Consider the following 26,110-nt stretch of genomic DNA (forward strand, 5'->3'; position numbering starts at 1 on the left):
GGTTATTCCTCATCCTCCGGTTCCTCCGAGCTGCTGGAATCCTCCCCGCCGCTGCTCTCGGGCACGCCGGACGTGAACATCTCGGAGTTGTCGACCTCCTTGCGGTGCTTGCCCTCGTCGAAGTCCACCTCGAAGGACTGGTAGAGCACCCCGTTGATCCGGATCTCCAGCGTCTGGGTGCCATAGCCCTCGTAGGCCTTCTCCCACTTGGTGTCCTCCTGCTGGGCGGGGGTCATCTTCTCCTCGTGGATCAGCACGCCGTCCAGCCACGCCTCGACCGTCACCAGCGAGTCGATCTTCGGCAGGGTGATGGCGATGGACAGCTTCTGCAAATCCCCGTCGCCCGAGCTGATTTCGACGTCGATCGAGCTGCCCTGCGGCACCTCGGCCCCCTCCTCGGGATACTGCTTGACGATGGTCCCGGGCGGCAGGTCGCTCTCGACCGATTCCACCTTACCGATAGAAATCTTAAAGTTCTTGAGCAGCCGTTTGGCGTCGGTGACGTTCATCCCCTCGACGTTCGGGATGGAGAGCATCTTGTTCTCCCGCCCCATGCTCACAAAGACCTGGATTTCGGTGTCCGGCCCCACCTGGGTGTTCGGCTCGGGATCGGTCTTGACGACGTACCCCTCGGCCACCGTGTCCGAGTAGACCCGCATCTCGTTGACCTTTTCGAGCCCCTTGGCCTTGAGCGCGGTATAGGCCTCGTTGACCTCCATGCCGCTAAGGTCCATCAGGGTCATCACCTGCGCGCCCGCGCTGACCTTGACCTCGATCACCGAGCCCTTTTTGATGTCCCGCCCGGCCTTGGGGTTCTGCTCGTAGATTTCTCCGTTTTCATACTTGTCGTTGAATTCCTTGCGCTCGACCCGGATCTCCACATCCGCATAGGTCGGATCGTACTTGACCGAGTCGAACTTCTGCCCCACCAGGTCGGGGGCCTTGACGTTCTCCACCGTCTGGAAGGGGTTGTTGAAGTAAAACATCGTCCCCACGAAGATGGCGGACACCAGCACAAAGGCCACCGTGATCCCGGTGAGCACCGAGAGGAAGGGGATGCGCCGCGGCTCGTCGAAATCGTCGTCCTCATCCTGCGCGGGCGGCTCGGGCGCGGCATGCTTTTTGCCCAGCTTCTGGGCCGCGGCCACATTGGCGGAGTGGACCGCGGTGCGCGAGCGGGTATGCCCTTCGGCGGCGTTGGCGTGCACCGGGGCCGCCTCGGGGGTGGTAAGATATTTATAGGCAAAACTTATACTCGGGTTTTTCTTGAATTCGTCGATGTCGCGCAGCATCTCGGCCGCGGACTGATAGCGCCGGGCCGGGTCCTTCTGCATGGCGCGCATGGTGATCGCCTCGAGGCCCTCGGGGATCTCGGGGTTGAGCGCAATCGGGCGCACCGGCTGGGACTGGATCTGCTTGAGGGCGACCGACACGGGGGATTCCGCGTCGAAGGGCAGCTTGCCGGTGAGCATCTCGTACATCATCACGCCCACCGAATAGATGTCGGTCTTCTCGTCGATCACCCCGCCCTGCGCCTGCTCGGGGGAGATGTAGTGCACCGAGCCGATCGCCCGGTCGGTGATGGTCTTGGTGTTGCTCCTGGCAAAGCGGGCGATCCCGAAGTCGGTAACCTTGATGGTTCCGTCCGAGAGCAGCATGATGTTCTGGGGCTTGATGTCCCGGTGGACGATCCCGTTGTCGTGCGCATGCTGCAGCGCGCGCAGCACCTGCACGGTGAAGTGAAGCGTCTCCTTCCAGCTGAGCTTGCCCTGCTGGTCGATAAACTCCTTTAGGGTGATCCCGTCGATGTACTCCATCACGATGGAGTGCATCTTCTGGGAGAAGCTGACGTCGTACACCTTGACGATGTTGGGGTGGGAGAGGGTGGCGACCGCCTTGGATTCGTTGCGGAAGCGCCGCAGGAATTCCTCGTTGCCCATGTATTCGTCCCGCAGGATTTTCACCGCCACCGGGCGGTTTTCGACGATGTCGTATCCCTTGTAGACGTTGGCCATCCCGCCGATCCCGATCAGCTCCCGGATCTCATACCGGCCGTCCAGCCTTTTTCCGATGTATTTATCCATAATCACAGGTCCTCCGCATTTCGCAAGGTTGGGCTGCGCTGAGCCCTCATTCGTCGGTCAGGATGACCGCGGTCACATTGTCCGCGCCGCCGGCGGCTAGGGCGTAATCGATCAGCGGGGCGGCCGAATGCTGCCGCACGCATTTCATCACTTCTTCGGCTACCTGCTCCTGCGGCAGGTAGTTCGACAGCCCGTCCGAGCAAAGAAGCAGCACCTGCCCCTGCCCGAAGGGGTATTCCGCGTAGTCCGGCTCCACCCTGGGAGCGACCCCGATGGCCCGGGTGATGTAGTGCTTCTTGGGGTGGGTGTCCGCCTCGCTCTGGCTGAGCTCCCCCTTGTCGACGAGCATCTGGACCATCGAATGGTCCTTGGTCAGCTGCAAGGTCTCGCCGCCATGGACCAGGTAAATCCGGCTGTCCCCCACATGGCAGATGTGCAGCGTCTGCCCCGAAACGATGGCCATCACCAGGGTGGTGCCCATCCCATGGAAGCGCTCGTCCTTCTGCGCCTGCTCGTAGACCACCGCGTTCGCCGCGCTCACGGCGGTCATGATGAGAGAACGCACCGAGTTGAGGGGCAGCTGTGGTGTCAGGCCCTTTTTGAGATAGCGGTCGATCATCTCGATGGTGGCAAGGCTGGCGATGTCCCCCGCCTTCTCGCCGCCCATCCCGTCGCAGACCATGGCGTACCCGAGGCTCTCCCCCAGGACCTTGAGCCGAAAGACATCCTGATTCTGGGCACGTACCGTGCCCTTGTGGGTCAGTCCCGTCGCTTTGAGCACCTCAAAGTTCCTCCTTTTGCTCTGTCTGTCGAGCGCTCTCCCGCCGCAGCTGCCCGCAGGCGGCGGCAATGTCGCTCCCCAGCTCCCGGCGCACCGTGGCGTTGAGTCCGGCGCGCTCGAGGCTCGCGCGAAACGCCTCGACCGCCGCTTTTTGCGGGCGGCGCGCGGCGCGCTCCTTGACCTCATTAACCGGGATCAGGTTGATATGGCAATTCTTCCCGCCCAAGAGCTTTGCGAGCTCCTTCGCGTGGGCGGGGGTGTCGTTCTGGCCGGCGATCAGGGCGTACTCGAAGGAGATCCTGCGCCCCGTTTCGGCGAAGTACCGCTCGCAGGCGGCCATGAGTTCTTTTAGCGGATACCGGTTTGCAATCGGCATGATCTGCCGCCGGGTCACGTCCTGCGGCGCGTGCAGCGAGATGGACAGCGTCAGCGGGAAGCGGTACTGCGCGAGGCGCTCAATCTCGGGCACCAGCCCGCAGGTGGAGAGCGACAGGTGCCGCAGGCTCAAATTGCGCCCCTCCTTGGAGGAGAGGATCGTCATGAAGGCCACCACGTTGTCAAAGTTGTCCAGCGGCTCCCCGATCCCCATGAGCACCACCCCGCCCACCGTCCGCCCGCTGACGCGCTCGGCGGTGTAGACCTCGTCGAGCATTTCGCTCGCCGTCAGGTTGCGCACCAGCCCGCCCAGGGTGGATGCGCAGAATTTGCAGCCCATCCGGCAGCCGACCTGGGTGGAGATGCAAAGGGTGTTGCCGTGGTGATACTCCATCAGCACCGCCTCGATGCAGTTGCCGTCGCCAAGGCGCAGCAGGTACTTTTCAGTGCCGTCGACCTTCGAGACCAGCCGCCGCTCCACCTCCAGGCGGTTTATGTAATACCGGCCGTCGAGCTGGGCGCGCAAATCCTTGGGGAGGTTGGTCATCTCCTCAAAGGAGCGCGCCCCCTTCTGGTGGAGCCAGGCGTAGACCTGCCCGGCGCGGAAACGCGGCAGCGAAAGGAGTGAAAACTCCTCCTGCAGCTGTTCGATTGTGCGTGATTTGATGTCCTGTTTCATTTCTTTGTCCCCGTGCGTTTGATGGCCGCAATGAAGAAGCCGTCCCCGCTATAATCCGCTCCCGTCAGGAGGGTCCTGCGCCATGCGCCGCCGAGAGCCTCGCGCTCACAGGGCACAAAACCGGGGTGCCCGTCTAAAAAGCGGTCCACCACCTGCTCGTTTTCTTCCCGTCTCAGGGTGCAGGTCGAGTAGATTAAAATGGAATCCCTTCCCATATAGTGTGAGGAGGTTTCCAGGATTTTATACTGGAGGTCCGGCAGCTCCCGATATTTTGCCGGGTCCTTGTATTTGATCTCCGGCTTGCGCCTCATGATCCCCAGGCCGCTGCAGGGCACGTCGCAGAGGATCCGCTCAAACGCCGCCTCGCCCTCCTGCGGCACGGCGGCATCCCGCTGCCGGGGCGTCAGAATATTGATCCCCAGCCGCCCGGCCCCCTGCCGCAGCAGCTCCACCTTGTGCTCATGGATGTCGCAGGCGATGAGCTCCCCGCGGTTCTCCATGTACTGCGCGGCGGTGAAGCTCTTGCCCCCGGGCGCCGCGCAGGCGTCCAGCACCCGCATGCCGGGGCGCACATCCAGCGCGCGCACGCAGAGCTGGCTCGAGAGGTCCTGCACATGGAACAGCCCTTCCCGGAACGAGGGCAGCCCCAGAAGGGAGCCGCTGTCTTTGAGGATAAGAGCGCTCTCTTCTCCCCGCGCCGGCGCGGCTTCCACCCCTTCGTCCCGCAGCCTCGCGATCAGCGCCTGCGGGGTGGTTTTCAGGGTGTTCACCCGCACCGTCAACGGCGCGGGAACAAGAGAATGCTCCAAAAACGAGGCGGCCGCCGCCTCGCCGTAAGTTTCCATCAGGCTGGAAACCAGCCACTGAGGGGCGCTGTAGCGCACGCTCGCCGCCTTCTTCGGGTCGCCCGGAAGGACCAGCTCCCCCCCGTCGCGCAGAAACGCGCGCAGCACCCCGTTGATTAAACTCCCCGCACTGGTTTTGCCCGCGGCGCGCGCGAGCTTCACGCTCTCGTTGACCGCCGCCGAGGGGGGCACCGAATCCATATAGAGCAGCTGGTAGACCCCCATGCGCAGGATGGCGCGCACCGGCGCATCCAGCTTTTCCACCGGGCGCCTGAGGTAGCGGGAAAGCACAAAGTCGAGCGTGATCCGGCGCTCGAGCACCCCGTAGACCAATGCGCAGACGAAGGCGCGCTCCCGCGCGCCGAGACCGCCCGGCAAACGCTCGAGCAGCAGGTTGGAATAGCTTTCCTGCTCTTCGATTTTTTGCAGCGCATCGAGCGCAATCTTTCGCTCGCCGCCCATCAGTCCCTCCTCCTGCTGCCGAAGCGCAGGATGATCCGCAGCAGCTGCATGAGCGACACCAGCAGCGCCGCCACATAGGTGAGCGCCGCCGCGCCCAGCACCTTTTTAGCGCCCCGCAGCTCCTCGCTTCCCAGCAGCTCCTGCTCCTCGATGATCGCCAGCGCCCGGGAGCTCGCGTTAAACTCGACCGGCAGGGTGACCAGCTGGAAGACGACCATCGCCGAAAAGAGGATGATCCCCGCGTAGACCAGCGGCTGCAGCCCCATGAAGAAGCCGAGCAGCAGCACCGGGATCGAGAGGGAGGAGCCGAACTGGGTGATCGGCACAATGGCGTTTCGCAGCTTGATCGGCGCATAGCCGGTGGCGTACTGCACCGCGTGCCCGCTCTCGTGGGCGGCCACCCCCACCGCCGCGACGGTGGCGTTGTCGTAAACCCCCTGGGAGAGGCGGATGACGTTCTGGCGCGGGTCGAAGTGGTCACTCAGGTTCCCGGCGACCCGCTCCACCCGCACGTTATACAGCCCGTTCGCGTCCAGGATCGCCCGCGCCGCCTCGGCGCCGGTGTAGCCGCGCGCGGTGCGCACCTTGGAATATTTACTGAACGTGCCCGACACGTTGGCCTGTGCGATGGCCGCGATAATCACCGCGGGAATCACCAGGATAATATACAGCGGATCGAGATACATATAGCCGAGATACATCGCCACGTTTCCTTCCTTCGCAGGTCATTCTACAGGACTTTATAAGAAGTCCAGCATACCTACTTAGTTTACCCCAAAGAGTTTAACGTTCTGTGAATGAAGCGTTATAAAATCCATTTCCTGTCTATTTTCCGAGAATTTTCCCGGCGCACCTGCGCCCGCGCAGGAAAAGGGAGGCCTCCATGCGCTGCTTGCCCTCGAGCTGGACCTCGCGCAGCTCGAGCACCCCGTCCCCGCAGCCGACCAGGAACCGCTCGCCCTCCAGCACCACGCCCGGCCCCGGCGAGGGCAGTTCGCACACTGCCGCGCGGTGGATTTTTAAGAGCTTGCCGTCGAGATAGGTGTAGGCCACCGGCCACCCGCTGAGCCCCCGCACCAGATTGTGCAGCTCCCCGGCGCTCTTCTTCCAGTCGAGCTCGCCGAGGTGCTTGTCGATCATCGGGGCCAGGGTGGCTTCCCCATCGTTTTGGGGATGGCGCTTCGCCCGCCCCGCCTCGAGCAGGCTGAGGGTTTCCGAGATGCACTGCGCGCCCATCACGCTGAGCCTGTCGTGCAGCTCGTCCGCCGTCTCCTCGGGGCCGATCGGGGTCTCCTGCCGCAGGATCATATCTCCGGTGTCCAGCCCCTCGCCCATATACATGCTGGTCACGCCGGTGACCTGCTCGCCCCGGATTACGCTCCACTGGATCGGCCCGGCGCCCCGGTACTTGGGCAGCAGCGAGGCGTGCAGGTTGATGCAGCCATACTTTGGAATGTCAAGTATCCCCTTGGGCAGTATCTTGCCGTAGGCAACCACCACCACCGCGTCGGGGACGAGGGCCGCGATCTCTTCGGCCGCCTGCCCGTCGCGCAGGGTTTTGGGCTGATAAACCGGGATATCGTGCGCCTTGGCCAGGACCTTGACCGGCGGCTCACGCAGCTGGTAGCCCCGTCCCACCGGCTTGTCCGGCTGGGTGTAGACGGCCAGCACCTGGTGGTGGTCGTCCAGCAGCCGCTGTAAAGTGGGCACCGCAAAATCGGGGGTGCCCATGAATACAACCTTCATCCGTTATTCCTCCACGTCCCCCGAGACCTCGTCCGGCTCGAGCATGCGCGAGGCGATGTCCTTGAAGAGCCGCCCCTCGAGGTGGTCGATCTCATGGCAGAAGGCCCGCGCGAGCAGGTCCTCGCCGCTGATTTCATAGGGCTTGCCGTGTCGGTCGAAAGCTCGCACCCGCACCTTCTTCGGGCGGGTGACGATCCCGTACTCGCCCGGGCAGGAGAGGCACCCCTCGCTGCCGGTCTGCTCGCCGCTCTTGGAGACGATCTCGGGGTTGACAAGCTCGATGAGCCCCTCGCCCACATCGATCACCACCACCCGGCGCAGGATCCCCACCTGGGGGGCCGCGAGCCCCACGCCGTTGCCCGAACCGTAGAGCGTCTCGGCCATGTCGTCGAGCAGCTGCCAGAGCCGCTCATCGAATTTGGTGACCTCCCGGCTCTTCTTGCGCAGGACGTCCTCGCCCTCTTTGACAATAATTCTGATGGCCATAACATAACCTCCATGCCGCCATGGGCGGCCTAAATCATCATATTAAAAATTATCGTAATACATGTCGACAAACACCGTTACCTTCTTCTTTTGCTTTTGCTCCTCGAAGGCCGCGAGCACCTGCCGCAGCAGCGCGCGGGTGCGCGCATTGTTGCGGCACTTCAAAATCAGCTTGCGCCGGTACTTGCCGCCCATCTTGTAAAGCGCGAAGTCGCTCGGCCCGAGCACCCGCAGCGGCAGGTCGGGGTAGCTCTGCGCGGCGATCCGGCCCAGGATCGCGCTCAGCTGCTGTGAGGCGGCCTTCGCCGCCTCCTCGTCGGGCGAGGTGACCCCCAAAGCGCACACGTCGCAAAAGGGCGGGTAGAGCCCGAGGCGGCGGGTGCCGATCTCCTGCGCGAAAAACTGCTCGTAGCGCTGGGCGGCGGCCTGCTCGATCACCGGGTTTTGCGACCACATCGTCTGCACGAAGGCCCGGCCCCGCTTTTCGCTGCGCCCGGCCCGGCCCACCACCTGGGTGAGCAGGCCGAAGGTCCGCTCGAAGGAACGGAAATCGTCCGAAAAGAGCCACTGGTCGGTGCCGAGTACCCCCACCAGCGTCACGTCGGGAAAGTTGAGGCCCTTGGCCACCATCTGGGTGCCGACCATGATGTCATATTCGTGGGCGGCGAACCGGCCGAAATACTCCTCATGGGAGAACTTGTGCATGGTGGTGTCCATGTCCATGCGCAGCACCCGCGCCTGCGGGTAGAGGGCGCGCAGCTCCTCCTCCACGCGCTGGGTGCCCGCGCCCTGCCAGCGGGTGAGCTGGCCGCCGCACTCTTTGCAGGGCGACTCCCTCGGCTGGATATAGCCGCAGTAGTGGCAGCACAGCGAGTCGTTGGCGCTGTGGTAGGTCAGCGAGACCGAGCAGTTGGGGCAGCGCGCCACCTCGGAGCAGTCCTTGCATTTGACCAGGGTGTGGTACCCCCGGCGGTTGAGCAGCAGGATCGACTGCTCCCCCGCCTGTAAATTGTGGTACAGCTCGTCGCAGAGCCTCTGCGAGAGGACCGACGAGCCCGCCGCGAGGCCCTCGGCGGCCGTGTCGATGATATAGACGTCGGGAAGGCGCGAGCCGGTATACCGCCCGCGCAGGGGGATGAGCGCGTACTTCCCGTTTGTGGCTTGGTAATAGCTTTCCACCGAGGGGGTGGCCGAGGCGAGCAGCAGCTGGGTGCTGTGGTAATGCGCCCGCCATTTGGCGACGTCCCGCGCGTGGAAGCGCGGGGTCTTCTCGGACTTGTAGCTTTGCTCCTGCTCCTCGTCGATGATGATCAGCCCGAGGTTTTCGATCGGCGCGAAGACGGCCGAGCGGGTGCCCACCACCACGCTGGCCTCGCCGCGCCGGATGCGTTTGAACTCGTCGAGCCGCTCGCCGAGTGAGAGGGCGCTGTGGATGACCGCCACCGCGCCGCCGAAGCAGCACTGGAATTTCCCGATCGTCTGCGGGGTCAAGGCGATCTCGGGCACCAGCACCAGCACGCCCCGCCCCGCCTTCACCACCTGCTGGGCCAGCTTCAAAAAGACCTGGGTCTTCCCGCTGCCGGTCACCCCGAACAGGAGCGAGACCGCGTACTCCCCTTTTTTCTGGATCTCCTCCAGCGCCGACAGGGCCTGCTGCTGCTCGCCCGAGAGGACGATCTCCTCCCCCGCCTTGTGGACACGGTCCCGGTAGGGGTTGCGGTAGACCTCCCGCTCATAGTATTCCACCAGGCCCTTTTTCTGCATGTTGTCGACCACCGCGCGGGTGACCGCGGCATAGTAGCAGCATTCCTTGAGCGAGGCGGTGCCGCATTCCTGCAAAAACTCATAAACCGCCCTCTGCTTTTGGGTCATGGAGGCCCCTTCCTCCCCGCACAGGCGCACCATGGTGATTTTATCGTCCAGCACCCGGCGGCGCAGCTCCTCCTCGCGCACCAGCGCGCCCCGCTCATAGAGGGCGCGCAGCACCCGCTCATCCGCAAAGCCCAGCGCGTCGCAGACCGCCTTTTCCCGCGCCGGGGCGCGGCGGTGTGCGAGGTAGCCGAGCACCAGGCTCTCGTCGGCGCTCAGCGCCCCGTCCTCCTCCCAGTCGGGATTTAAGGCGTAGCTGTGCTCGACCTTGGTGTCCAAAGCCGCCGGGACCATCAGGCGCACCGCCTCGTAATAGGTGCAGAACACCGTGTCCCGCAGATGCTTCGAGAGCGCGAGCAGCTCGGCGCTCAGCACCGGGTTCTCGTCGAGCTGGGCGGACACCGGCTTGAGCGTAGCATCCTCCGCCGCCTCGGCCAGGGCGAACACCATCCCCTGGCGCTTCCTGTTCCCCGCCCCGAAGGGGACCATCACCCGGCAGCCGGGGCGCAGCGTCCCCTCCATCTCCCGCGGGACGCGGTAGGTAAAGAGCTTGTCGAAGGACGAAGTCGCCTTGTCCACCGCCACTTGCGCTACCTGCGGCATATCGTCCCTCCCGTCAAAATTCTATGCCTCGAGCATGGCGGCGAGCTTCCCCATAATGACTGCGGCCAGCTCCCGCTTGCTCATCAGCGGCAGTTCCTGCTCGCCTCCTTCGGTCAGCAACCAGGCGACGTTGGTGTCCACCCCGAAGCCCGCCCCCGGCGTGCGCAGGGAGTTGGCCACCAGCAGGTCGCACCCTTTGCGCCGCAGCTTCTGCCGCGAGTTTTCCAGAAGGTTCTCGCTCTCCATCGAGAAGCCGCAGACCAGCTGCCCGGGCGCCTTCTTCTGGCAGACCTCGTATAAAATATCCCGGGTGCGGGTGAGCGAAAGGGTCAGAGCCCCGTCGGACTTCTTGATCTTTTCCCCCGCCGTCTCGGCCGGGCGGTAGTCGGCCACCGCCGCCGTCTTGACCACGATGTCCGCTTCCGGCAGCCGCTCCATCACCGCGTCGTACATCTCCTGGGCGCTCACCACCGGGACCACCTCGACGTCGTAGGGGTCGCGCAGCGCCACGTTGGCCGAGACCAGCGTCACCTGCGCGCCCATGGCCCTGGCGGCCAGAGCGATAGCGTAGCCCATCTTCCCGGTGGAATGGTTGGTGATAAAGCGTACCGGGTCCAGCGCCTCGCGGGTGGCCCCGGCGCTGACGAGCACCCGCTTCCCACAGAGGGGCTTCCCGGTTTGCAGCGCGTAGGAGATGGCCTCCTCGATCACCGGGAGATCAGCGAGCCTCCCCCTGCCCTCGTCCCCGCAGGCGAGCAGGCCGCTGGCGGGTTCGACAATAGAAATTCCGCGCCCACGCAGAATCCGAAGGTTCTCCTGGGTCGCGGGATTTTCATACATGCCGGTATTCATCGCCGGGCAGACGAGCTTGGGGCAGCCGGCGGCGAGGATGGTCGAGGAAAGCATGTCGTCCGCCAGGCCCTGGGCCATCTTCGCAATGAAATTGGCCGTGGCGGGTGCGACAACAAACACGTCCGCCTTCTTGGCCAGCGAGACGTGCATGACGTTCCACTCGAAATTGCGGTCGAACGTCTCCACCGAGACACGGTTCCCCGACAGGGTCTCGAAGGTCTGCGGCGCGACGAGCTTCGTCGCGCTCCCGGTCATGATGACATGCACCTGCGCCCCGGTCTTATGCAGGTCGCTGCAAAGCTGCGCCGCCTTGTAGGCGGCGATCGACCCGGTCACCCCGAGCACGATGGTCTTATCGCGAAAACACATGGGACATTCCCCCCTTGCGCACGGGCCCTATTTCTCGTCGATGGTGACGACCCGGCCCATCTTCACCTTGCCGGTCGCGAACTCGTTGACCGCCAGGTCCACCGGTTTGTAGTCGGACGAATCCGGATCGTTCTCGATCTCCTCGGCGATCTCGCGGGCGCGCTTGGCCACCGCGAACACAAAGGAATAATTGCTCTGGTCTTCCCGTTTAATCTGCGACATCACTGGTCTGAGCATCTTGTAATACCTCCGAAATAAAGTTAAGGTTATATTTTACCAGATCACGCGCCCCGTCGAGCACCCTCGAAAGGGTAGACGCGGCGCTTTCCACCGTATCGTTGATGACGATATAATCGTACTCGTGCGCGTGTGCGAGCTCGCGCGCGGCTGCACAGAGCCGGCCCCTGATCGTCTCGGGGTCCTCGGTGCCCCGCCCGCAAAGGCGGCGGCGCAGCTCACCGAAGCTCGGCGGCATGACGAAGACCAGCAGCGCCTCGGGCAGCTGCTCCCTTACCTTCATCGCGCCCTGCACCTCGATCTCGAGCACCACGTCCTCGCCCGCTTCGAGCGCGCGCTCCACATAGTCGCGCGGGGTCCCGTAATAGTTATTATTGTACTGTGCCCACTCGAGCATACCGCCGCGCGCGATTCTTTCCTCGAACTGCTCCCGGCTCAAAAAGAAGTAGTGCTCGCCGTCGGCCTCCCCCGGGCGCGGAGCGCGGGTGGTGGCCGAGATGGACAGGCGCACACCGGGATGCTCCTCCCGGTACCTGGCGAGCACCGTCCCCTTGCCCACCCCCGAAGGGCCGGAGAGGACGATCAGCCGCCCGCGCTTATTCATCCTCGTCCTCCTCATCCTCGTCGATGAAGCGGTTGGCAACCGTCTCGGGCTGCACCGCGCAGAGGATGACGTGGTCGCTGTCGGTGATGATCACCGCGCGGGTACGCCGGCCATAGGTCGCGTCGATCAGGCTGCCGCGCTCCTTGGCGTCGGCGATGATCCGCTTGATGGGTGCGCTCTCAGGCGAGACGATTGCCACCAGGCGCTGGGCCGACACCATGTTGCCAAACCCGATATTGATCAGTTTCATACAGAGAGGCTCCTTCTTCGATTACTCGATGTTCTGGATCTGCTCACGGATTTTCTCGATCTCGCTCTTCATCTCCACCACGACCCCGGCGATCTGCACGTCCTGCGCCTTGGAGCCGATGGTGTTGCACTCGCGGTTGATCTCCTGCACCAGGAAATCGAGCTTGCGCCCGACCGCCTCGGGGGTGTCCAAAATCTTGCGGAACTGGGAGAGGTGGCTGCGCAGGCGCACCGTTTCCTCGTCCACCGCGATCCGCTCGGAAAAGACGGCCGCCTCGGTCAGCACCCGCCCCTCGTCCACGCTGCGGTCGCCCAGCACCTCCTGCAGCTTCTGATAGAGCCGCTCGCGGTACTGCGCCACCGTCTGCGGGGAGCGCTCCTCCACCGTGCCGACCAGCGTTTCAATCCTCTCGAGCTTCTGGAGCAGGTCCTCGCGCAGGCGCTTGCCCTCCCGCTCGCGCATGGCGACAAAGGCGGCGACCGCCTCCCCGGCGACCTCGCAAACCGCCGCCCAGACCTCCTCTTCATCCTCCTCGCTCTTGCGCACGGTGAAGATGTCATTGAAGCGCGCAATGGCGCTCAGCGAGAGGTCGTCACGCAGCTCCAGCGGGTCGCACAGGTCCCGCAGCGCGCAGACATAGCCCCTGGCCAGGTCGAGATTGATCTGCACGTCGGCACTGCCGCTCTGCAGGTTCAGGATGGTGACCCCGGCCTCGACCTTCCCGCGCGCGACGCGGCTCCCCACGAAGGATTTGAGCTTCTCCTCAAGGTATCCGTAAATACGGGGCACCCTGGCGGAAAACTCGAAAAAGCGGTGGTTCACCGCCTTGATTTCAACGGTGATGTCCCGCCCGCCGATCTGGCGCTGGGCCCGGCCATAGCCGGTCATACTTTTGACCATATTGGACCATCCTCTCCTGCTCTTACAGCCCTGTGCCGTGCTGCGCAGGGCGCAAAACTCCACAATGAGGCTATTATAATATTTTACTATCCCCCCTGCCATCTGTCAAGGGAAAAGCGGGAGTGCTGCTTCGGGGTTTCGCCCCCGTACGACGACCCCTTTCTTTTGTTTGAAAAGAAAGGGGGAAAGAAAGCAAACAAAGGAGGGGATACCCCTCCTTGACCTCCCCTCGCGCGACCACGCGCGGACTATACATATTTTAGCACGCCGCGTCTTGTTTTGCCCGCGCAGGCAACTGATCACAACAACGATTGTGCCCTTCCCCGCGAAGGGGGTCGCCCTCTTGCATTTTCTGGCGGGTGTGCTATAATAAAAACACAGGGACACCGCAAAACGGCTTGTCCGATTTACGCAGAAATAGCCGCGCTCATTGGACTGGGGCGGCTATTTTTTTATGGTTATTACCAACAGTAGTAACAAGGTTAAAACTATTATGTAATACTCCATTGGGCATCACCCCCTTCGTTCGGGAGTGACAAGCCGCCCTGCGTTTGGTGTCCCTGTAAGGAATATTATACCATTTTTATTATAAATGGACAAGTGTGAACGAGCGTATGTTGCCTCCAAAGAAGCGGTGGAAATATCCACCGCTTCTTTTTTATAAGATCATTATTAGATCCGACTTCGACAAGAAGTTTGATAAAATTTGATTGCATTATATGCTGCTAAAATTATATATCGTTTACAGGCATTATTTTTTATTCTTTACCCTGATATACTTATTCCGTCGAATTGGAAATAAAAATCCGTTCATTAGAAGGAAACAAAACCCAATAAAAAAGATATAATTGAAGCAGAACCTCACTCTTTAGGAGGACTTTCATGGACATTCTAGGACGCATAAGGGAACTGATGGACCAACGAGGGATGTCAGAGTACAAGTTATCTCAACTTTCTGGAATATCCAATAGTACTCTGAATTCGCTGTTTCGGAAAAATAATCTTCCAACCCTGCCAACGCTTGAAAAGATTTGTAACGGCCTGGGAGTGACTATGCTGCAATTTATGTCTGAAGGGAAAGAAACCTACGCTTTGTCGAGTAAGGAGCTTCAGCTTTTTGAAAAGTGGTCCACTCTCACCTCTGAACAAAAAGAGCTGTTGTTACAGCTGATTGAAAACATGAAATGAGGTGTCCCATGCCCTTCACTGAAATACCTTATGAGCGCTCGGTAGCCATCATTCCGATGGTCCGGCCGGGGCTCCCCTTTGAAGATGAAAGCAACACTGCCGCGATCCGGGCGCTCAAGCGGACCGTTTGCAAGGCGTTCCATGAAATCATTGAGCGGGAGTATCCGCTGGCCTTCTGGTTTTCCGGCGACAGTGTCTTTCAAATACTCGCCGTAGAGACGCTGTTGCGCATGAGGGATGCGAAGGATATCTTCTGTATCGAGGCCATGACCGGGCGGGAGCACCTTCATTTGACCCCTTACTGGTATGAACGTTTTCTCCGCCTTCCCCCGCACAGCTGGGTGGCCCTGCCGCATCAACCGGAGCCCACCACCAACGCGGCTATATATATGTCTGACCGCTGCCGGATCAAGGTTTATTATATTCCCAACACGCAAAGGATATTGTGGGGATAATCCCAAAGAAAGAACGCTGTGGAGTATCCACAGCGTTCTTTCTTTTCCCCCTTCGCGGGAAAAGGCCCTCGAAGGGGATGCAATCGTTGTTGCCATCAGTTGCCTTCGCGGGCAAAAAGCCCCGCTCCGGAAAACCGGAGCGGGGCTTCGCACATGCGGCGTGCTAAAATATGTATAGTCCGCGCGTGGTCGCGCGAGGGGAGGATGCTTTCATTTCCCCCTTTCTTTTCAAACAAAAGAAAGGGGTCGGGGCGTGGGGCGGACAGCCCCACAATCTCACCACCGGTCTGCGACCGGTGAACAGTCCCGGGCACCGCGCCGTTAATCGATTAAAAGCACCACCGCGTGGCAGGCAATCCCCTCCTGCCGCCCGGTGAAGCCCAGGCCCTCCTCGGTGGTCGCCTTGACGTTCACCCGCGACTCCTCGCAGGCGAGCAGGTGGGCGAGCTGCGCCTTCATCTGCGGGATATGGGGGGCGAGCTTCGGGCGCTGCGCGAGGATGGTCACATCCAGGTTGCCCACCCGGCAGCCCTCGATCACCATCATCTTGAACACCTTTTCCAGCAGCACCCGGCTGTCGATGTCCTTGTATTTCTCGTCGGTGTCCGGGAACAGGGCGCCGATGTCCCCCTCGCCCAACGCCCCGAGGATGGCGTCGATCACCGCATGGATGACCACGTCCGCATCCGAATGGCCCAGCAGCCCCAGCTCGTGCGGGATTTCCACCCCGCCGAGCACCAGCCTGCGCCCCGGGACGAGGCGGTGTACGTCATATCCGTGTCCGATTCTCATTCATCAGCCGCCCTTTAATAGATTTCCCCGGCCGCCAGCGCCTGCGCCAGAATCAGGTCCTCCGGGGTGGTGATCTTGAAATTGAGATAGCTCCCCTCGCTGAGAAAGACCCGGTGGCCCAGCGCCTCGACGAGCTGGCAGTCGTCGGTGTAGTCCTCCCCGCGCGCCAGGGCGTTTTCCATTGCCGCCGTGTAGAGCGAGCGCTCAAAGACCTGCGGGGTCTGGGCGATGAAGAGCCGCTCACGCGGCGGGGTGCCCTCGATGCACCCGTCCTCCCCGCGCAGCTTGATGGTGTCCTTGACCGGTACCGCCGCGCAGGCCGCGCGGCAGCGCGCCGCATCCGCCACGCAGGCGGCGATCGCCCCCGGGTCGATGAAGGGCCTCGCCCCGTCGTGGATGGCGACGAAGCCGCATTCCGGCGAGAGGGTGCGCACCCCGTTAAAGACCGACTGCTGCCGGCTTGTACCCCCCGCGCAGATGGTCTTGACCTTGGAAAGGCCGAAGGCGCGGGCCATCTCCATGGTGCGGGGAATTTCCTCCTCGCGCACCACCACCGCGATCTCGCGCACAAAGCCGAGCTCCTCGAAGGCCCTGATCGAGCGGATCAGCACCGGCACGCCCTCGAGCTCGAGGAACTGCTTGTCCACGCCCTGCATCCGGCTGGACTTGCCCGCCGCGACGATCACCGCGCCGAGGGTGAGTGCCTCCCCTTCCCTTTTCTGCTTCAATGCGAGCCCCCGCCTTTCACGCTATTTCCCTTCTTCCTCCTTGGGGATGAGCCGCTCGTCCGAGAAGACGGTCTCCTCGTCCTCGCTCTTCTCCTCGGGCTCGTGCTCCTTCATATAAGGGATGATCATGTGCTTCTCGATCCTGGGATAGGCGTTGAAGGTCACCACAAAGCACATGGTGGACAGTGCGATCACGATCACGAACAGCAGGCTGATGGGGAAGAAGAGCACGAGCGCCACCGTGATCCCACCGACCACCAGCAGCGAAACGAGGTTTGGCACCACCCCGATCACCGCGAAGATAAAGGCGTTTTTGAGCATGGCGGGCAGCTTCATATCGAAGGTGACGATCATGGTATACATATAAAAGTTCATGAACAGGAAGATGATGAAGGTCGCCATGGCGATGATGAGCGGGACGTACATCAGCTTATTGTCCTTGGCGCTGCCCAGGTAGAACCAGATGGCGACCGACATGAGGATCATCACGACCGCCGAAAACACGCCGTAGATGGACGCCTGCTTAAAGTTGGACTTGAAGTTGTCCTTAAAATCCGCAAAGAGGAAGGCATGCTCCTGCCGGGCATAATTGCGCAGCACATAGGTCATCGCCGCGGTGGCCGGCCCATAGAGCACCAGGGAAATCAGCATGAGCAGGGTACACAGGATGTTCGCCCCGCCGACCAGCCACATCCAGGCGCCCACCGCCGCCGGGATGAAAAAGACCACGTAGAGCAAGTTGAGCTCGATCATCTTCCAGAACTTGCGAAAATACAGCTCGAAAAAGAGGAAAAACCGCTTTTTCTCCGGAGCGTCCTTGGAAACGCCCGGTCCTTCCTTCATATAGCTTCCGCCAAACAATCCCACGTTTTCAACTTCCCTTCCTTGATTGAACCGGCCCGCCCGGCGGCGGCCGGTTTCTCTAATATTCAGCCGGTGACGACGGCATATGCCAGATCGAAGAGCACGTCGATCAGCGAGAATGCCGCGCAGACCAGCACGAAGAACAGGTATTTCATTCCATACAGCCCCACCAGCGAGGTTGGGCGGGGGGCCTGGCGCGGCGCGCCGCCCCCCGAGGGCGGGCAGAACACCGAGCGGCAGACATAGCAGGACAGCCCCAGCGACTGCTTGGCGCACATCAGTATCAGCGCGGTGGCCAGGAAGGCCCCCGGCATAAACTTGAGCCAGAAAAAGGAGGAGTAGGGCGAGAGCAGCACCATGTTATAGGCCGCCACCAGCCCGAAGCCGAGCCCCTTGACAAAGGGGATGAGCACGATCACCGGCTGCGAAATGGCACAGAAGCCGCACAGGAAGAGCAGCGCCACCATCGCGAAATTCGCCAGGAACACGGCTCCCCAATCGGCAAAAAAGTGAAACTCCTCCCCCGTCCCGCTGCCCGAAAGAAGCAGCATGAGCATGGATGAAGTCTTTGGGCTCATCGTCTGATACAGCCCGCTGCCGCAGAGCGCCCCAAGTACAAAGAGCGCCCCGAGCAGGATCAGCGGCAGGTTCTCCCTCGTCTTTTCCCAGAAGGAACGCACCTGACGCGGCAGGGCGGTCCTTGTCCGAATTGTTCCCAATGATGATGTCCCTTCCTTTCCCGGAATTTGCGCCGGTTTCGGCGAAGCCGAAATGGGGGCTGCAAGACCCCCAAGGGGCAAAATCACAAGTCTGAAAGATTCATCTTTCAAACTTCCCCCTCCTGAGCCTTCCTCGTCTCTTCCAGTATATGAGGGGAGGGAATTTTCTAGACCTGTCCGGATTACACCTCTATGGGTTCCAGCTCGGCGGCTTTCATCATAATCGCGCACTCCAGGCGCTTCTTCTCAAGCTCGCAGGTCAGCGTATAGGGGGTGCGCACGCTGCCGCCATACTGCAGGTTGTTGGCGTTGCACCCACCCGAGCAGTAAAACTTCGCCCAACATTCCTTGCACTGCGGCTTGTCGTAGACGGTGGCCTTGGCAAAATCCTCCTTCATGCTGCGGTCCACCGACAGGTCGTAGACCGAGCCCATCTTCCAGCCGTCCAGCCCGACGAACTGGTGACAGGGGTAGACGTCCCCGTCCGGGGTGATGGCGACATACTCGTTGCCGCAACCGCACCCACGCAGCCGTTTGATGGCGCAGGGCCCCTGGTCGAGGTCGAGCATGAAGTGGAAGAAGTTGAAGCGCTCGCCGCGCCCTCTCATCTCCAGCATGGTCCGCGCCAGCCGCTCATATTCCTCGAAGATGCGCGGCAGATGCTCCTCGCGGATGGCATAGTCCGCCGTGGCGGGGGCCACCACCGGCTCGACCGAGATCTGGTCGAATCCCTCGCGGTAGAAATGGAGCACGTCCTCGCTGAAATCGAGGTTATAGCTGGTGAAGGTGCCCCGCACATAGTACTGCCCGTCGCCCCGGCGCTCGACGAGGCGCTTAAACTTGGGCATGATCAGATCGTAGCAGCCGCTGCCGTCCACCCTGGCGCGCACCCGGTCGTTGACCTCTTTGCGCCCGTCCACCGAGAGGACGACGTTGTACATCTCCCGGTTGATGAAATCGATCTTCTCGTCGTCCAGCAGCACCCCGTTGGTGGTGATGGTGAAGCGGAACTTCTTGTTATGCTCCCGCTCGAGCGAGCGGGCGTACTCCACCACCGCGCGCACCAGCTCGAAATTGAGGAGCGGCTCGCCGCCGAAGAAGTCCACCTCCAGGTTGCGCCGCCCCTCGGAGTGGTGGATCAGGTAATCCACCGCCTTCTTCCCGACCTCTATTGGCATGACCGAGCGCTGCCCGCTGTAGTTGCCGGTCCCGGCGAAGCAGTATTTGCAGCGCAGGTTGCAGTCGTGCGCCACATGCAGGCACATCGCCTTGATCGGGGAGGAGACCATCTTGCCCGCGAACTCATCATAGGTGTCCGCACTGAAGAGCTGGTCCTCTTTGTAAAGCTCGTACAGCTCGGCATAGGACTCGACGATATCGGACAGGGGGTATTCCCCCTGCAGCGCGTAGAGCACCTGCTGCGGGCACTCCTCGCTCAAGGGAGGGGCCAGCAGCGAAACCATCTTGAAGCTGAGCTCGTCGAGCAGGTGCACCGCGCCGCTGTGCACGTCGAGCACGATGTTGTAGCCGCCCAGGGAATAGCTATGTATCATTTGCACTTCTCCTTAGTTTACAAAACAAAATCCCCGCACCCGTACCTGACGACACGGCCGCGAGGATTTGTTCATCTTTGGCCGGGCCACGAACCCGGGAAAGAAAATCTTACTTCTCGCACTTCTGGTTGGCAACGGTGCAGGAGGTCTTGCAGGCAGACTGGCAGGAAGCCTGGCACTCGCCGCAGCCGCCCTTGGCAGCGCTCTTTTTGAGGTTGGCCTGGTTGAGGGTTTTGATATGTTTCATATTCAAAATCAATCCTTTCCGGGAATTTCGGCGGCGGATACCGCCCTTCGCCACAAGGCGAAAACATCCCGCCTAAAAAATTTACGGTCCTAGTTTAGCATATTTCGCACCCGTGCGCAACTATCTGGGGCGCACCTTGCGGTTGACCCCGAGGATCCCCCCGATCGCCCCGGCGAGCAGCATGGCGAAGAGCTTCACCAGCAGGATGGTGCCGAAGCTGCAGGTGGTGATCAGCAGGTTGCAGAGCACCAGCAGCAGGAAGAGCGCAAAGGAGGCGCAAAGCCCCATGAGCATCCCCCGCTCCTTCGTCAGCCGCGCGCTGAGATAGCCCGCGGCAATGGCGCCGAGCGCACCGACGACCACCATCAGCGGGTCGAAGGCGATGTGCGGGATATCCCGCACCGCGATCACGGCGGATAAAAGCAGCAGCAGCGCCACACAGACGGCGCACCCCGCGCCGAGCCCCCACAGCAGGGGATGGACGTATTTCTGGAGCCCGTGAAGCTCGGCCTTGTTGTGGTTGCCGGACATAAACAGCACCTCACAAATATAGACTGGGCGGTGTGCGCCCTCGCTATATTTGTATTCCACGGCGCGGCCGACTATTCGTTATTCGGCAACGTCGTCGTGCACGGTGTTGTTCGTCTGCACCGCCCAGCGCGCAATGCGGATCTTGCTGCGGTCCGAACCGGTTTCGATGACCAGGGTGTCGTCCTTGAGCGAGACGACCCGTCCGATGATCCCGCCGGCGGTGGTGATTTCATCGCCAACCTCCAGGGCGGAGCGCATTTTCTGGATTTCCTTGTCGCGCTTCTTCTGCGGACGGATGAGCAGGAAATAGAAGACCACAAAGATCAGCACCAGGGGGAGCAGTTGGATGAGCATGACCGCCATCCCGCCGCCGGCGGCGCCTTCGGCCCCGGCCTGGAGCAGATAAGAACTGAGCATATTGTTTTACCTCCGATAACGTCTGTTTTTGTGTAACGTAACCTATTATAGCATGGAGCAGACCGCTATTCAACCCGCTTTGCGCGAATTTTTCCCCTCAAATGCGCGTGGAGAGAACCGGGAGCCACCTGCGGCAGTATTCCTCGTAGCGGCCCTCGTCGAGGGCCTGGCGGATCTGCTCGAGCAGGGTGTTGTAGAAATAGAGGTTGTGCATGACCAGCAGCCGCATGCCGAGCATCTCCCCCGCGCGCAGCAGGTGCCGCAGATAGGCCCGCGAGAAGCTGCGGCAGCAGGGGCATTGGCAGCTTTCGTCCAGCGGGAGGGGGTCGAGCTTATACTTTTCGTTGTTGAGGTTGCGGATCCCTTCCCAGGTGAAGACGTGCCCGTGGCGCGCGTTGCGGCTGGGCATGACGCAGTCGAAGAGGTCCACCCCGCGGCGCACGCTCTCCAGGATGTTCGCCGGCGTGCCCACCCCCATCAGGTAGCGGGGCTTGTCCTTTGGCATGAAGGGCTCCACCTGCTCGATGACATGGTACATCTCCCCGGCGCTCTCCCCCACCGCCAGCCCCCCGATGGCATAGCCCTCGCAGGGAATTTCGCGGATCACCTTCATGTGCTCGATCCGCAGGTCGTCATAAGTCGAACCCTGGTTGATCCCGAAGAGCATCTGGCGGGGATTGAGCGTGCCTTCCAGGGCGTTCAGGCGGTCCAGCTCCTGCCGGCAGCGGCGCAGCCAGCGGGCGGTGCGCTCGGTGCTGCGCTTGGTGTAATCATATTCGGCGGGGTTTTCAATGCACTCGTCAAAGGCCATCGCGATGGTGGAGCCGAGGTTCGACTGGATTTTCATGCTCTCCTCCGGCCCCATGAAAATCCGTTTCCCGTCGAGGTGGGAGCGGAACTCCACCCCCTCCTCGCGGATCTTGCGCAGCGACGAGAGGGAAAAGACCTGGAACCCCCCGCTGTCGGTGAGGATGGGCCCCTCCCAGTTCATGAAGCCGTGCAGCCCGCCAAGCGCCCTCACCACGTCGTCCCCCGGGCGCAGGTGGAGATGGTAGGTGTTGCACAGCTCGACCTGGCAGCGCAGCTCTTTAAGGTCCAGCGAGGAGACCCCGCCCTTGATGGCGGCGGCGGTCCCGACGTTCATGAAAGCGGGCATCTGGATGGTCCCGTGCGGGGTGGTAAAGGTACCGCGCCGGGCCCTGCCCTCCTGTTTGATTAAGGTATACATCCGATCTTCCTTATCCTTATTTTAGTCGTGTACCATCCCCACAAGCTCCAAAAAACGGTCCTGCGAGGGGGCGTAGCCCTTCTCCTTCTTTGGGAAGGAGCGGTCAAATTCCTTGGAGGCGGCGGGATCGATCTCAAATACCGGGTCCTCGGCAAAGCGCCCGGTGATCCCCCGCAGCGCCCCGGGCAGCAGCTCGATCCCCTGCAGCGCGGCGGCGAATTTTCCCTCCCGGTTGCGCACCCCGAAGCGCTCGGCCGGCAGCAGCCCGCAGCGCCGGTAATAATCCGGGTCCCCATAGATGAAGACGGCGGGGATTCCCATCCCGCGCGCGAGGGAGAGCGAGTGTTCGATCAGCTTCTGCCCGATCCCGCGCCCTTGCAGCTTTGGCCGCACGCTCACCGGCCCGAAGGTGGCGACCGCGTGCTCCTCCCCCTGCCCGTCCACGATCCCGGCGCGGGTATAGAGGATGTTCCCCGCAAGCTCCCCGTCCAGCTCGGCGACCAGCGCCAGCTCGGGGATGAGCGCTTCGCTTTGCCATAAGAGGTGCGCCAGGTAGTGCTCGTCGCACCCGGGGGCGTAGACGTTCCAGAACGCCTCGCGGGTCAGCTCCTCCACCTCCCGCTGGTCCGACTTGGTGACGTTGCGAAATTTAAGCTCCATAATTCCTCCGTTATAGAATCAGCATACAATCGCCGAATGAAAAAAAACGGTACTGCTCGCGCACCGCCTCGCGGTAGGCCTCCATCGTCTCCCGATACCCCAGGAAGGCCGAAACCAGCATGATCAGGGTGCTTTCGGGCAGGTGGAAGTTGGTGATCAGCCCGTCGAGCACCCCGAAGCGGTAGCCGGGATAGATAAAAATATCGGTATACCCCTCGCAGGGGATGATTTTCCCGTACTTTGCATAGACTGATTCCAGGGTGCGGGTGCTGGTGGTCCCCACCGCGATCACCCGGCCGCCGGCAGCCTTGGTCTCTTCGACCAGGCGGGCGGTCTCTTCGGGGACAAAGTAGTGCTCGGAATGCATCTTGTGCTCTTTGATGTCGTCCACCTTGACCGGGCGGAAGGTCCCGAGCCCCACATGCAGCGTGACGCTGGCAAAGCGCACCCCCATTCCCTCGAGCTCCTCCATCAGGCGGGGGGTGAAGTGCAATCCCGCCGTCGGCGCGGCGGCCGAGCCGACCTCCTTCGAGTAAACGGTCTGGTAGCGCTCCTTGTCCTCCAGCTTCTGGGTGATATAGGGGGGCAGGGGCATCTGTCCGATCTTTTCCAGCACCTCGTAGAAGCTCCCCTCGTAGGAAAAGCGCACCAGCCGGTTGCCGCCCTCGACGGTCGTCAGCACCTCCCCCTCGAGCAGCCCGCCGCCAAAGACGAAGCGGGCCCCCTCCTTGGCGCGCTTGCCCGGGCGGACCAGCACCTCCCAGATATCCTGTTCCTTCTGCTCGAGCAGCAGGAACTCCATCGCGCCGCCAGTCTCCCGCTTCTCGCCGTAGAGCCGCGCGGGCAGGACCCTGGAGTCGTTGATCACCAGCAGGTCGCCCTTTTTGAGCGCCTGCGGCAGGTCGTAAAAATGCCGGTGGCTGATCGCGCCGCCGGCGCGGGAAATCTCCATCATCCGCGAGTGGTCGCGGGGGGTGATGGGGGTCTGGGCGATCAGGTGCTCGGGAAGCTCGAACCAGAAGTCGGATTTATTCCACGAACCGCTTTCAAATTTATCCATTTTATCACAACTTTCAAAACTTGTTGACATCAGCGCTTTACAATGCTAAGATATGTGTAATATCCGCACGGCGAAGCCCTTTGCAGGCTGTCCGCGCAGGATGGACAGACAAGGAAAATAACAGGATAGAGGCGCAGCCTTCAAAAGTACAGCGCGGCGAGAAAGGACCGATTTCGCCATCAGCCGCGCATGGAAAGGGTGGGCTGCCGAAGAGAGCGTGGGCCGGTCCGCGCCGCTTTCTGGTCAGTTGTCCGAACAGGAAAATGACTGTCATCATGCAATATGATGGAGCGCTATCGCTTTTTTGAGGATGGTACGACGGGGTGCCACGCCCGCATGGCGGCGTGCCGCAGCCCGCGCGCCGCCTCAGGCGCTAAGTTCTATTATATTGTAATGCATGCCGGTTTTCAACCGGTTTTTTTATTATCCGAAATCCGAAAGCCAAAAACCGCACACCCGCATAATCTATTAACAGAGGAGAGAACGTCATGAAAAATTATCGAGTTGCCGTCGTCGGCGCGACCGGGATGGTCGGGCAGCGCTTCATCACACTGCTGAGCGAGCACCCCTGGTTTCATATCACCGCCCTCGCCGCCTCGGCGCGCAGCGCGGGAAAGCCCTATGCCGAAGCGGTCGGCGAACGCTGGGCCATGAGCACCCCCATCCCGGCCTTTGTGCGGGACATGGTGGTGCTGGACGCGAGTTCGGACGCTGAGCGGATCGCCGCGTCGGTGGACTTCATCTTCTGCGCGGTAGACATGAAAAAGGAGGAGATCAAGGCGCTCGAGGAGCGCTACGCCAAGCTCGAGTGCCCGGTCATCTCCAACAACTCCGCCCACCGCCACACCCCCGACGTGCCGATGATCATCCCCGAGATCAACGCCGGCCACGCCGCCGTGATTGAACACCAGCGCAAGCGCCTGGGCACCCGCCGCGGCTTCATCGCCGTCAAGTCCAACTGCTCGCTGCAAAGCTACGTCCCGGCGCTCCATCCGCTGATGGGCTTCGGCGTGACCAAGGCCCTCGCCTGCACCTATCAGGCAATTTCCGGGGCGGGCAAGACCTTCAGCTCCTGGCCCGAGATCATCGACAACGTCGTGCCCTACATCGGGGGCGAGGAGGAGAAGAGCGAGTGCGAGCCGCTCAAAATCTGGGGGGAAGTCGTAGACGGCGAGATCGTAAACGCCGCCGGCCCCTCGATCACCACCCAGTGCCTGCGCGTACCGGTGTCCGACGGCCACACGGCGGCGGTGTTCGTCTCCTTCGAGCGCAAGCCGTCCCTCGAGGAAATCAAGCGCTGCTGGCGGGAGTTTTCCGGCGAGCCGCAGAAGCTCTCGCTTCCAAGCGCGCCGAAGTCACTTCTGCACTACTTCGAGGAAAACGACCGCCCGCAGGCGCGGCTTGATCGCAACCTGGAAAATGGGATGGCCGTCTCGATCGGGCGGCTGCGCGAGGACAGCCAGTATGACTATAAATTCGTCTGCCTCTCCCACAATACCCTGCGCGGCGCGGCGGGCGGCGCCGTGCTGATGGCAGAGCTGCTCGCGGCAAAGGGCTATCTCGACTGATCCCCTTATCGCCCGCCCGCAGTGCCGAAAGCCCACCACCATCATCACCTTTGGAGGGACCAAGCATGAAAAAAACAATCTTTCGCGGGGCGGGCGTCGCCATCGTCACCCCCATGCATGAGGACGGCTCGATCAACTTCGAAAAGCTGCGCGAGCTGATCGACTGGCAGATCGAGGAAGGGACCGACTCCATCGTCATCTGCGGGACCACCGGCGAGAGCGCCACCATGACCGACGAGGAGCATGTACATACCATTGCCGCCGCGGTGGAATACGCCGCCGGGCGGGTCCCGGTCGTCGCCGGGGCGGGGAGCAACCACACCGAGTATTCGATCTGGATGTCCAAGGAGGCCAAGGCCGCCGGGGCCGACGCGCTGCTGCACGTCACCCCCTACTACAACAAGACCTCCCAACGCGGGCTGGTGCGCCATTTCCTGAGCGTCGCCGAGGCGACCGACCTGCCGGTGATCCTCTATAACGTCCCCTCCCGCACCGGGATGGGAATTTCCATTGATTCTTTCAGGGAGCTTGCCAAGCATCCGAACATCGTAGCGGTCAAGGAGGCCTCGGGGAGCATCCAGCTCGTCACCGGGATCGCGGCCGCCTGCGGCGAAGAGCTCGATATCTACTCCGGGAACGACGACATGATCGTCCCCATCCTCTCGCTCGGCGGCAAGGGGGTCATCTCGGTGCTCTCCAATGTGCTGCCGCATGAGACCCACGAAATCTGCCAATCCTATTTCGACGGCGATGTAAAGCGCTCCTGCGCGCTGCAGCTGCGCTACCATTCTCTGATTGAGGCGCTCTTCTCGGACGTCAACCCCATCCCGGTTAAGGAGGCACTGAACCTCATGGGCCGGGAGGCCGGTCCCTGCCGCATGCCGCTCGTCGAGATGACCGATGAGGGCCGCGCCCGCCTGCGCGAAGCCCTTTTGGAAGCCGGAGCGCTTTCGTAGCC

The 26,110-nt window shown here is 61.9% G+C and carries 28 protein-coding genes and 1 riboswitch; of the genes, 4 read left to right on the forward strand and 24 right to left on the reverse strand.

Annotation, left to right across the window (positions count from 1 at the left end; all coding sequences use genetic code 11):
* Window positions 1-2 precede the first annotated feature (2 nt).
* The 13 genes from pknB to B5477_RS12710 form a co-directional block, all read right to left on the reverse strand.
* A complete protein-coding gene (gene pknB / locus B5477_RS12650) occupies window positions 3-2,084 on the reverse strand; it encodes a Stk1 family PASTA domain-containing Ser/Thr kinase (RefSeq protein ID WP_079700022.1) in 2,082 nt (693 codons plus the stop codon).
* 46 nt (window positions 2,085-2,130) lie between these two features.
* Window positions 2,131-2,865 carry a Stp1/IreP family PP2C-type Ser/Thr phosphatase gene (locus B5477_RS12655; protein WP_159449048.1) on the reverse strand — a complete coding sequence of 245 codons (735 nt, stop codon included), beginning with the start codon at window positions 2,863-2,865 and terminating at the stop codon, window positions 2,131-2,133.
* Between the two features lies 1 nt (window position 2,866).
* Window positions 2,867-3,919: a dual-specificity RNA methyltransferase RlmN gene (gene rlmN / locus B5477_RS12660; RefSeq protein ID WP_079700024.1), complete on the reverse strand. Its 1,053-nt coding sequence runs from the start codon at window positions 3,917-3,919 to the stop codon at window positions 2,867-2,869.
* Entirely contained in the window at window positions 3,916-5,226 is a 1,311-nt protein-coding gene (gene rsmB, locus B5477_RS12665) for a 16S rRNA (cytosine(967)-C(5))-methyltransferase RsmB (RefSeq protein ID WP_079700025.1), read from the reverse strand. Before rsmB ends, rlmN begins: the two co-directional genes overlap by 4 nt.
* On the reverse strand, window positions 5,226-5,927 hold the full coding sequence (locus B5477_RS12670; RefSeq protein WP_200806057.1) for a zinc metallopeptidase: 702 nt from the start codon (window positions 5,925-5,927) through the stop codon (window positions 5,226-5,228). Before B5477_RS12670 ends, rsmB begins: the two co-directional genes overlap by 1 nt.
* Window positions 5,928-6,051: 124 nt before the next feature.
* Window positions 6,052-6,972 carry a methionyl-tRNA formyltransferase gene (fmt, locus tag B5477_RS12675; RefSeq protein ID WP_079700026.1) on the reverse strand — a complete coding sequence of 307 codons (921 nt, stop codon included), beginning with the start codon at window positions 6,970-6,972 and terminating at the stop codon, window positions 6,052-6,054.
* 3 nt (window positions 6,973-6,975) lie between these two features.
* Window positions 6,976-7,458, reverse strand: coding sequence for a peptide deformylase (gene def / locus B5477_RS12680; RefSeq protein ID WP_079700027.1), 483 nt, complete (start codon window positions 7,456-7,458; stop codon window positions 6,976-6,978).
* 42 nt (window positions 7,459-7,500) lie between these two features.
* Window positions 7,501-9,930, reverse strand: a complete 2,430-nt coding sequence (gene priA / locus B5477_RS12685) for a replication restart helicase PriA (RefSeq protein WP_079700028.1) — start codon at window positions 9,928-9,930, stop codon at window positions 7,501-7,503.
* A 21-nt stretch (window positions 9,931-9,951) separates the two neighbouring features.
* A complete protein-coding gene (coaBC, locus tag B5477_RS12690; RefSeq protein ID WP_079700029.1) occupies window positions 9,952-11,151 on the reverse strand; it encodes a bifunctional phosphopantothenoylcysteine decarboxylase/phosphopantothenate--cysteine ligase CoaBC in 1,200 nt (399 codons plus the stop codon).
* A 27-nt stretch (window positions 11,152-11,178) separates the two neighbouring features.
* On the reverse strand, window positions 11,179-11,388 hold the full coding sequence (locus tag B5477_RS12695) for a DNA-directed RNA polymerase subunit omega (RefSeq protein ID WP_079700030.1): 210 nt from the start codon (window positions 11,386-11,388) through the stop codon (window positions 11,179-11,181).
* Complete coding sequence (gene gmk, locus B5477_RS12700; protein WP_079700031.1) at window positions 11,360-11,992, reverse strand: guanylate kinase; 633 nt, start codon at window positions 11,990-11,992, stop codon at window positions 11,360-11,362. The genes B5477_RS12695 and gmk overlap by 29 nt, the downstream gene beginning before the upstream one ends.
* Entirely contained in the window at window positions 11,985-12,242 is a 258-nt protein-coding gene (gene remA / locus B5477_RS12705) for an extracellular matrix/biofilm regulator RemA (RefSeq protein ID WP_079700032.1), read from the reverse strand. The genes gmk and remA overlap by 8 nt, the downstream gene beginning before the upstream one ends.
* A gap of 21 nt (window positions 12,243-12,263) precedes the next feature.
* A complete protein-coding gene (locus tag B5477_RS12710) occupies window positions 12,264-13,142 on the reverse strand; it encodes a YicC/YloC family endoribonuclease (RefSeq protein ID WP_079700033.1) in 879 nt (292 codons plus the stop codon).
* A gap of 882 nt (window positions 13,143-14,024) precedes the next feature.
* Between B5477_RS12710 and B5477_RS12715 the strand changes: the two genes are divergently transcribed.
* Both B5477_RS12715 and B5477_RS12720 read left to right on the forward strand, forming a co-directional pair.
* Entirely contained in the window at window positions 14,025-14,330 is a 306-nt protein-coding gene (locus B5477_RS12715; RefSeq protein WP_079700034.1) for a helix-turn-helix domain-containing protein, read from the forward strand.
* Between the two features lie 8 nt (window positions 14,331-14,338).
* Window positions 14,339-14,785: a hypothetical protein gene (locus B5477_RS12720; protein ID WP_079700035.1), complete on the forward strand. Its 447-nt coding sequence runs from the start codon at window positions 14,339-14,341 to the stop codon at window positions 14,783-14,785.
* A gap of 321 nt (window positions 14,786-15,106) precedes the next feature.
* Here B5477_RS12720 and ispF read toward each other — a convergent pair whose 3' ends face one another.
* From ispF to queA, 11 genes are all read right to left on the reverse strand, one after another.
* The gene (gene ispF, locus B5477_RS12725; protein WP_079700036.1) at window positions 15,107-15,577 is read right to left on the reverse strand and encodes a 2-C-methyl-D-erythritol 2,4-cyclodiphosphate synthase; all 471 of its coding nucleotides are present in this window, start codon (window positions 15,575-15,577) and stop codon (window positions 15,107-15,109) included.
* Between the two features lie 14 nt (window positions 15,578-15,591).
* A complete protein-coding gene (ispD, locus tag B5477_RS12730; protein WP_242942201.1) occupies window positions 15,592-16,305 on the reverse strand; it encodes a 2-C-methyl-D-erythritol 4-phosphate cytidylyltransferase in 714 nt (237 codons plus the stop codon).
* Window positions 16,306-16,326: 21 nt separating this feature from the next.
* The gene (locus B5477_RS12735) at window positions 16,327-17,148 is read right to left on the reverse strand and encodes a YesL family protein (protein WP_079700037.1); all 822 of its coding nucleotides are present in this window, start codon (window positions 17,146-17,148) and stop codon (window positions 16,327-16,329) included.
* Between the two features lie 86 nt (window positions 17,149-17,234).
* On the reverse strand, window positions 17,235-17,888 hold the full coding sequence (locus B5477_RS12740) for a hypothetical protein (protein WP_079700038.1): 654 nt from the start codon (window positions 17,886-17,888) through the stop codon (window positions 17,235-17,237).
* Window positions 17,889-18,070: 182 nt separating this feature from the next.
* The gene (scfB, locus tag B5477_RS12745) at window positions 18,071-19,441 is read right to left on the reverse strand and encodes a thioether cross-link-forming SCIFF peptide maturase (RefSeq protein ID WP_079700039.1); all 1,371 of its coding nucleotides are present in this window, start codon (window positions 19,439-19,441) and stop codon (window positions 18,071-18,073) included.
* A gap of 109 nt (window positions 19,442-19,550) precedes the next feature.
* A complete protein-coding gene (gene scfA, locus B5477_RS12750; RefSeq protein ID WP_079700040.1) occupies window positions 19,551-19,688 on the reverse strand; it encodes a six-cysteine ranthipeptide SCIFF in 138 nt (45 codons plus the stop codon).
* Between the two features lie 120 nt (window positions 19,689-19,808).
* On the reverse strand, window positions 19,809-20,219 hold the full coding sequence (locus tag B5477_RS12755) for a TIGR04086 family membrane protein (RefSeq protein WP_079700041.1): 411 nt from the start codon (window positions 20,217-20,219) through the stop codon (window positions 19,809-19,811).
* A 78-nt stretch (window positions 20,220-20,297) separates the two neighbouring features.
* Window positions 20,298-20,636 (reverse strand): preprotein translocase subunit YajC, encoded by a 339-nt coding sequence (gene yajC / locus B5477_RS12760; protein ID WP_079700042.1) that lies wholly within the window; start codon window positions 20,634-20,636, stop codon window positions 20,298-20,300.
* A 97-nt stretch (window positions 20,637-20,733) separates the two neighbouring features.
* The gene (gene tgt, locus B5477_RS12765) at window positions 20,734-21,864 is read right to left on the reverse strand and encodes a tRNA guanosine(34) transglycosylase Tgt (protein WP_079700043.1); all 1,131 of its coding nucleotides are present in this window, start codon (window positions 21,862-21,864) and stop codon (window positions 20,734-20,736) included.
* Window positions 21,865-21,885: 21 nt separating this feature from the next.
* Window positions 21,886-22,524 (reverse strand): GNAT family N-acetyltransferase, encoded by a 639-nt coding sequence (locus tag B5477_RS12770; RefSeq protein WP_079700044.1) that lies wholly within the window; start codon window positions 22,522-22,524, stop codon window positions 21,886-21,888.
* 10 nt (window positions 22,525-22,534) lie between these two features.
* Window positions 22,535-23,584 carry a tRNA preQ1(34) S-adenosylmethionine ribosyltransferase-isomerase QueA gene (gene queA, locus B5477_RS12775; RefSeq protein WP_079700045.1) on the reverse strand — a complete coding sequence of 350 codons (1,050 nt, stop codon included), beginning with the start codon at window positions 23,582-23,584 and terminating at the stop codon, window positions 22,535-22,537.
* Between the two features lie 118 nt (window positions 23,585-23,702).
* Window positions 23,703-23,888, forward strand: a riboswitch (Lysine riboswitch).
* A 184-nt stretch (window positions 23,889-24,072) separates the two neighbouring features.
* On the opposite strand from queA, the gene asd reads away from it, so the two are divergent.
* Window positions 24,073-25,152, forward strand: coding sequence for an aspartate-semialdehyde dehydrogenase (asd, locus tag B5477_RS12780; RefSeq protein WP_079700046.1), 1,080 nt, complete (start codon window positions 24,073-24,075; stop codon window positions 25,150-25,152).
* Between the two features lie 65 nt (window positions 25,153-25,217).
* Window positions 25,218-26,108: a 4-hydroxy-tetrahydrodipicolinate synthase gene (dapA, locus tag B5477_RS12785; RefSeq protein WP_079700047.1), complete on the forward strand. Its 891-nt coding sequence runs from the start codon at window positions 25,218-25,220 to the stop codon at window positions 26,106-26,108.
* Window positions 26,109-26,110: the final 2 nt, after the last annotated feature.

It is taken from the genome of Provencibacterium massiliense, assembly GCF_900169495.1.
Lineage (GTDB): Bacteria > Bacillota > Clostridia > Oscillospirales > Ruminococcaceae > Harryflintia > Harryflintia acetispora.

What these genes read in the sequence shown, in the direction of transcription:
- pknB (WP_079700022.1), bottom strand. Translation starts at nt 2,084, where the DNA reads ATGGATAAATACATCGGAAAAAGGCTGGACGGCCGGTATGAGATCCGG.
- rlmN (WP_079700024.1), bottom strand. Translation starts at nt 3,919, where the DNA reads ATGAAACAGGACATCAAATCACGCACAATCGAACAGCTGCAGGAGGAG.
- rsmB (WP_079700025.1), bottom strand. Translation starts at nt 5,226, where the DNA reads ATGGGCGGCGAGCGAAAGATTGCGCTCGATGCGCTGCAAAAAATCGAA.
- B5477_RS12670 (WP_200806057.1), bottom strand. Translation starts at nt 5,927, where the DNA reads ATGTATCTCGGCTATATGTATCTCGATCCGCTGTATATTATCCTGGTG.
- fmt (WP_079700026.1), bottom strand. Translation starts at nt 6,972, where the DNA reads ATGAAGGTTGTATTCATGGGCACCCCCGATTTTGCGGTGCCCACTTTA.
- def (WP_079700027.1), bottom strand. Translation starts at nt 7,458, where the DNA reads ATGGCCATCAGAATTATTGTCAAAGAGGGCGAGGACGTCCTGCGCAAG.
- priA (WP_079700028.1), bottom strand. Translation starts at nt 9,930, where the DNA reads ATGCCGCAGGTAGCGCAAGTGGCGGTGGACAAGGCGACTTCGTCCTTC.
- coaBC (WP_079700029.1), bottom strand. Translation starts at nt 11,151, where the DNA reads ATGTGTTTTCGCGATAAGACCATCGTGCTCGGGGTGACCGGGTCGATC.
- B5477_RS12695 (WP_079700030.1), bottom strand. Translation starts at nt 11,388, where the DNA reads ATGCTCAGACCAGTGATGTCGCAGATTAAACGGGAAGACCAGAGCAAT.
- gmk (WP_079700031.1), bottom strand. Translation starts at nt 11,992, where the DNA reads ATGAATAAGCGCGGGCGGCTGATCGTCCTCTCCGGCCCTTCGGGGGTG.
- remA (WP_079700032.1), bottom strand. Translation starts at nt 12,242, where the DNA reads ATGAAACTGATCAATATCGGGTTTGGCAACATGGTGTCGGCCCAGCGC.
- B5477_RS12710 (WP_079700033.1), bottom strand. Translation starts at nt 13,142, where the DNA reads ATGGTCAAAAGTATGACCGGCTATGGCCGGGCCCAGCGCCAGATCGGC.
- B5477_RS12715 (WP_079700034.1), top strand. Translation starts at nt 14,025, where the DNA reads ATGGACATTCTAGGACGCATAAGGGAACTGATGGACCAACGAGGGATG.
- B5477_RS12720 (WP_079700035.1), top strand. Translation starts at nt 14,339, where the DNA reads ATGCCCTTCACTGAAATACCTTATGAGCGCTCGGTAGCCATCATTCCG.
- ispF (WP_079700036.1), bottom strand. Translation starts at nt 15,577, where the DNA reads ATGAGAATCGGACACGGATATGACGTACACCGCCTCGTCCCGGGGCGC.
- B5477_RS12735 (WP_079700037.1), bottom strand. Translation starts at nt 17,148, where the DNA reads ATGAAGGAAGGACCGGGCGTTTCCAAGGACGCTCCGGAGAAAAAGCGG.
- scfB (WP_079700039.1), bottom strand. Translation starts at nt 19,441, where the DNA reads ATGATACATAGCTATTCCCTGGGCGGCTACAACATCGTGCTCGACGTG.
- scfA (WP_079700040.1), bottom strand. Translation starts at nt 19,688, where the DNA reads ATGAAACATATCAAAACCCTCAACCAGGCCAACCTCAAAAAGAGCGCT.
- B5477_RS12755 (WP_079700041.1), bottom strand. Translation starts at nt 20,219, where the DNA reads ATGTCCGGCAACCACAACAAGGCCGAGCTTCACGGGCTCCAGAAATAC.
- yajC (WP_079700042.1), bottom strand. Translation starts at nt 20,636, where the DNA reads ATGCTCAGTTCTTATCTGCTCCAGGCCGGGGCCGAAGGCGCCGCCGGC.
- tgt (WP_079700043.1), bottom strand. Translation starts at nt 21,864, where the DNA reads ATGTATACCTTAATCAAACAGGAGGGCAGGGCCCGGCGCGGTACCTTT.
- B5477_RS12770 (WP_079700044.1), bottom strand. Translation starts at nt 22,524, where the DNA reads ATGGAGCTTAAATTTCGCAACGTCACCAAGTCGGACCAGCGGGAGGTG.
- queA (WP_079700045.1), bottom strand. Translation starts at nt 23,584, where the DNA reads ATGGATAAATTTGAAAGCGGTTCGTGGAATAAATCCGACTTCTGGTTC.
- asd (WP_079700046.1), top strand. Translation starts at nt 24,073, where the DNA reads ATGAAAAATTATCGAGTTGCCGTCGTCGGCGCGACCGGGATGGTCGGG.
- dapA (WP_079700047.1), top strand. Translation starts at nt 25,218, where the DNA reads ATGAAAAAAACAATCTTTCGCGGGGCGGGCGTCGCCATCGTCACCCCC.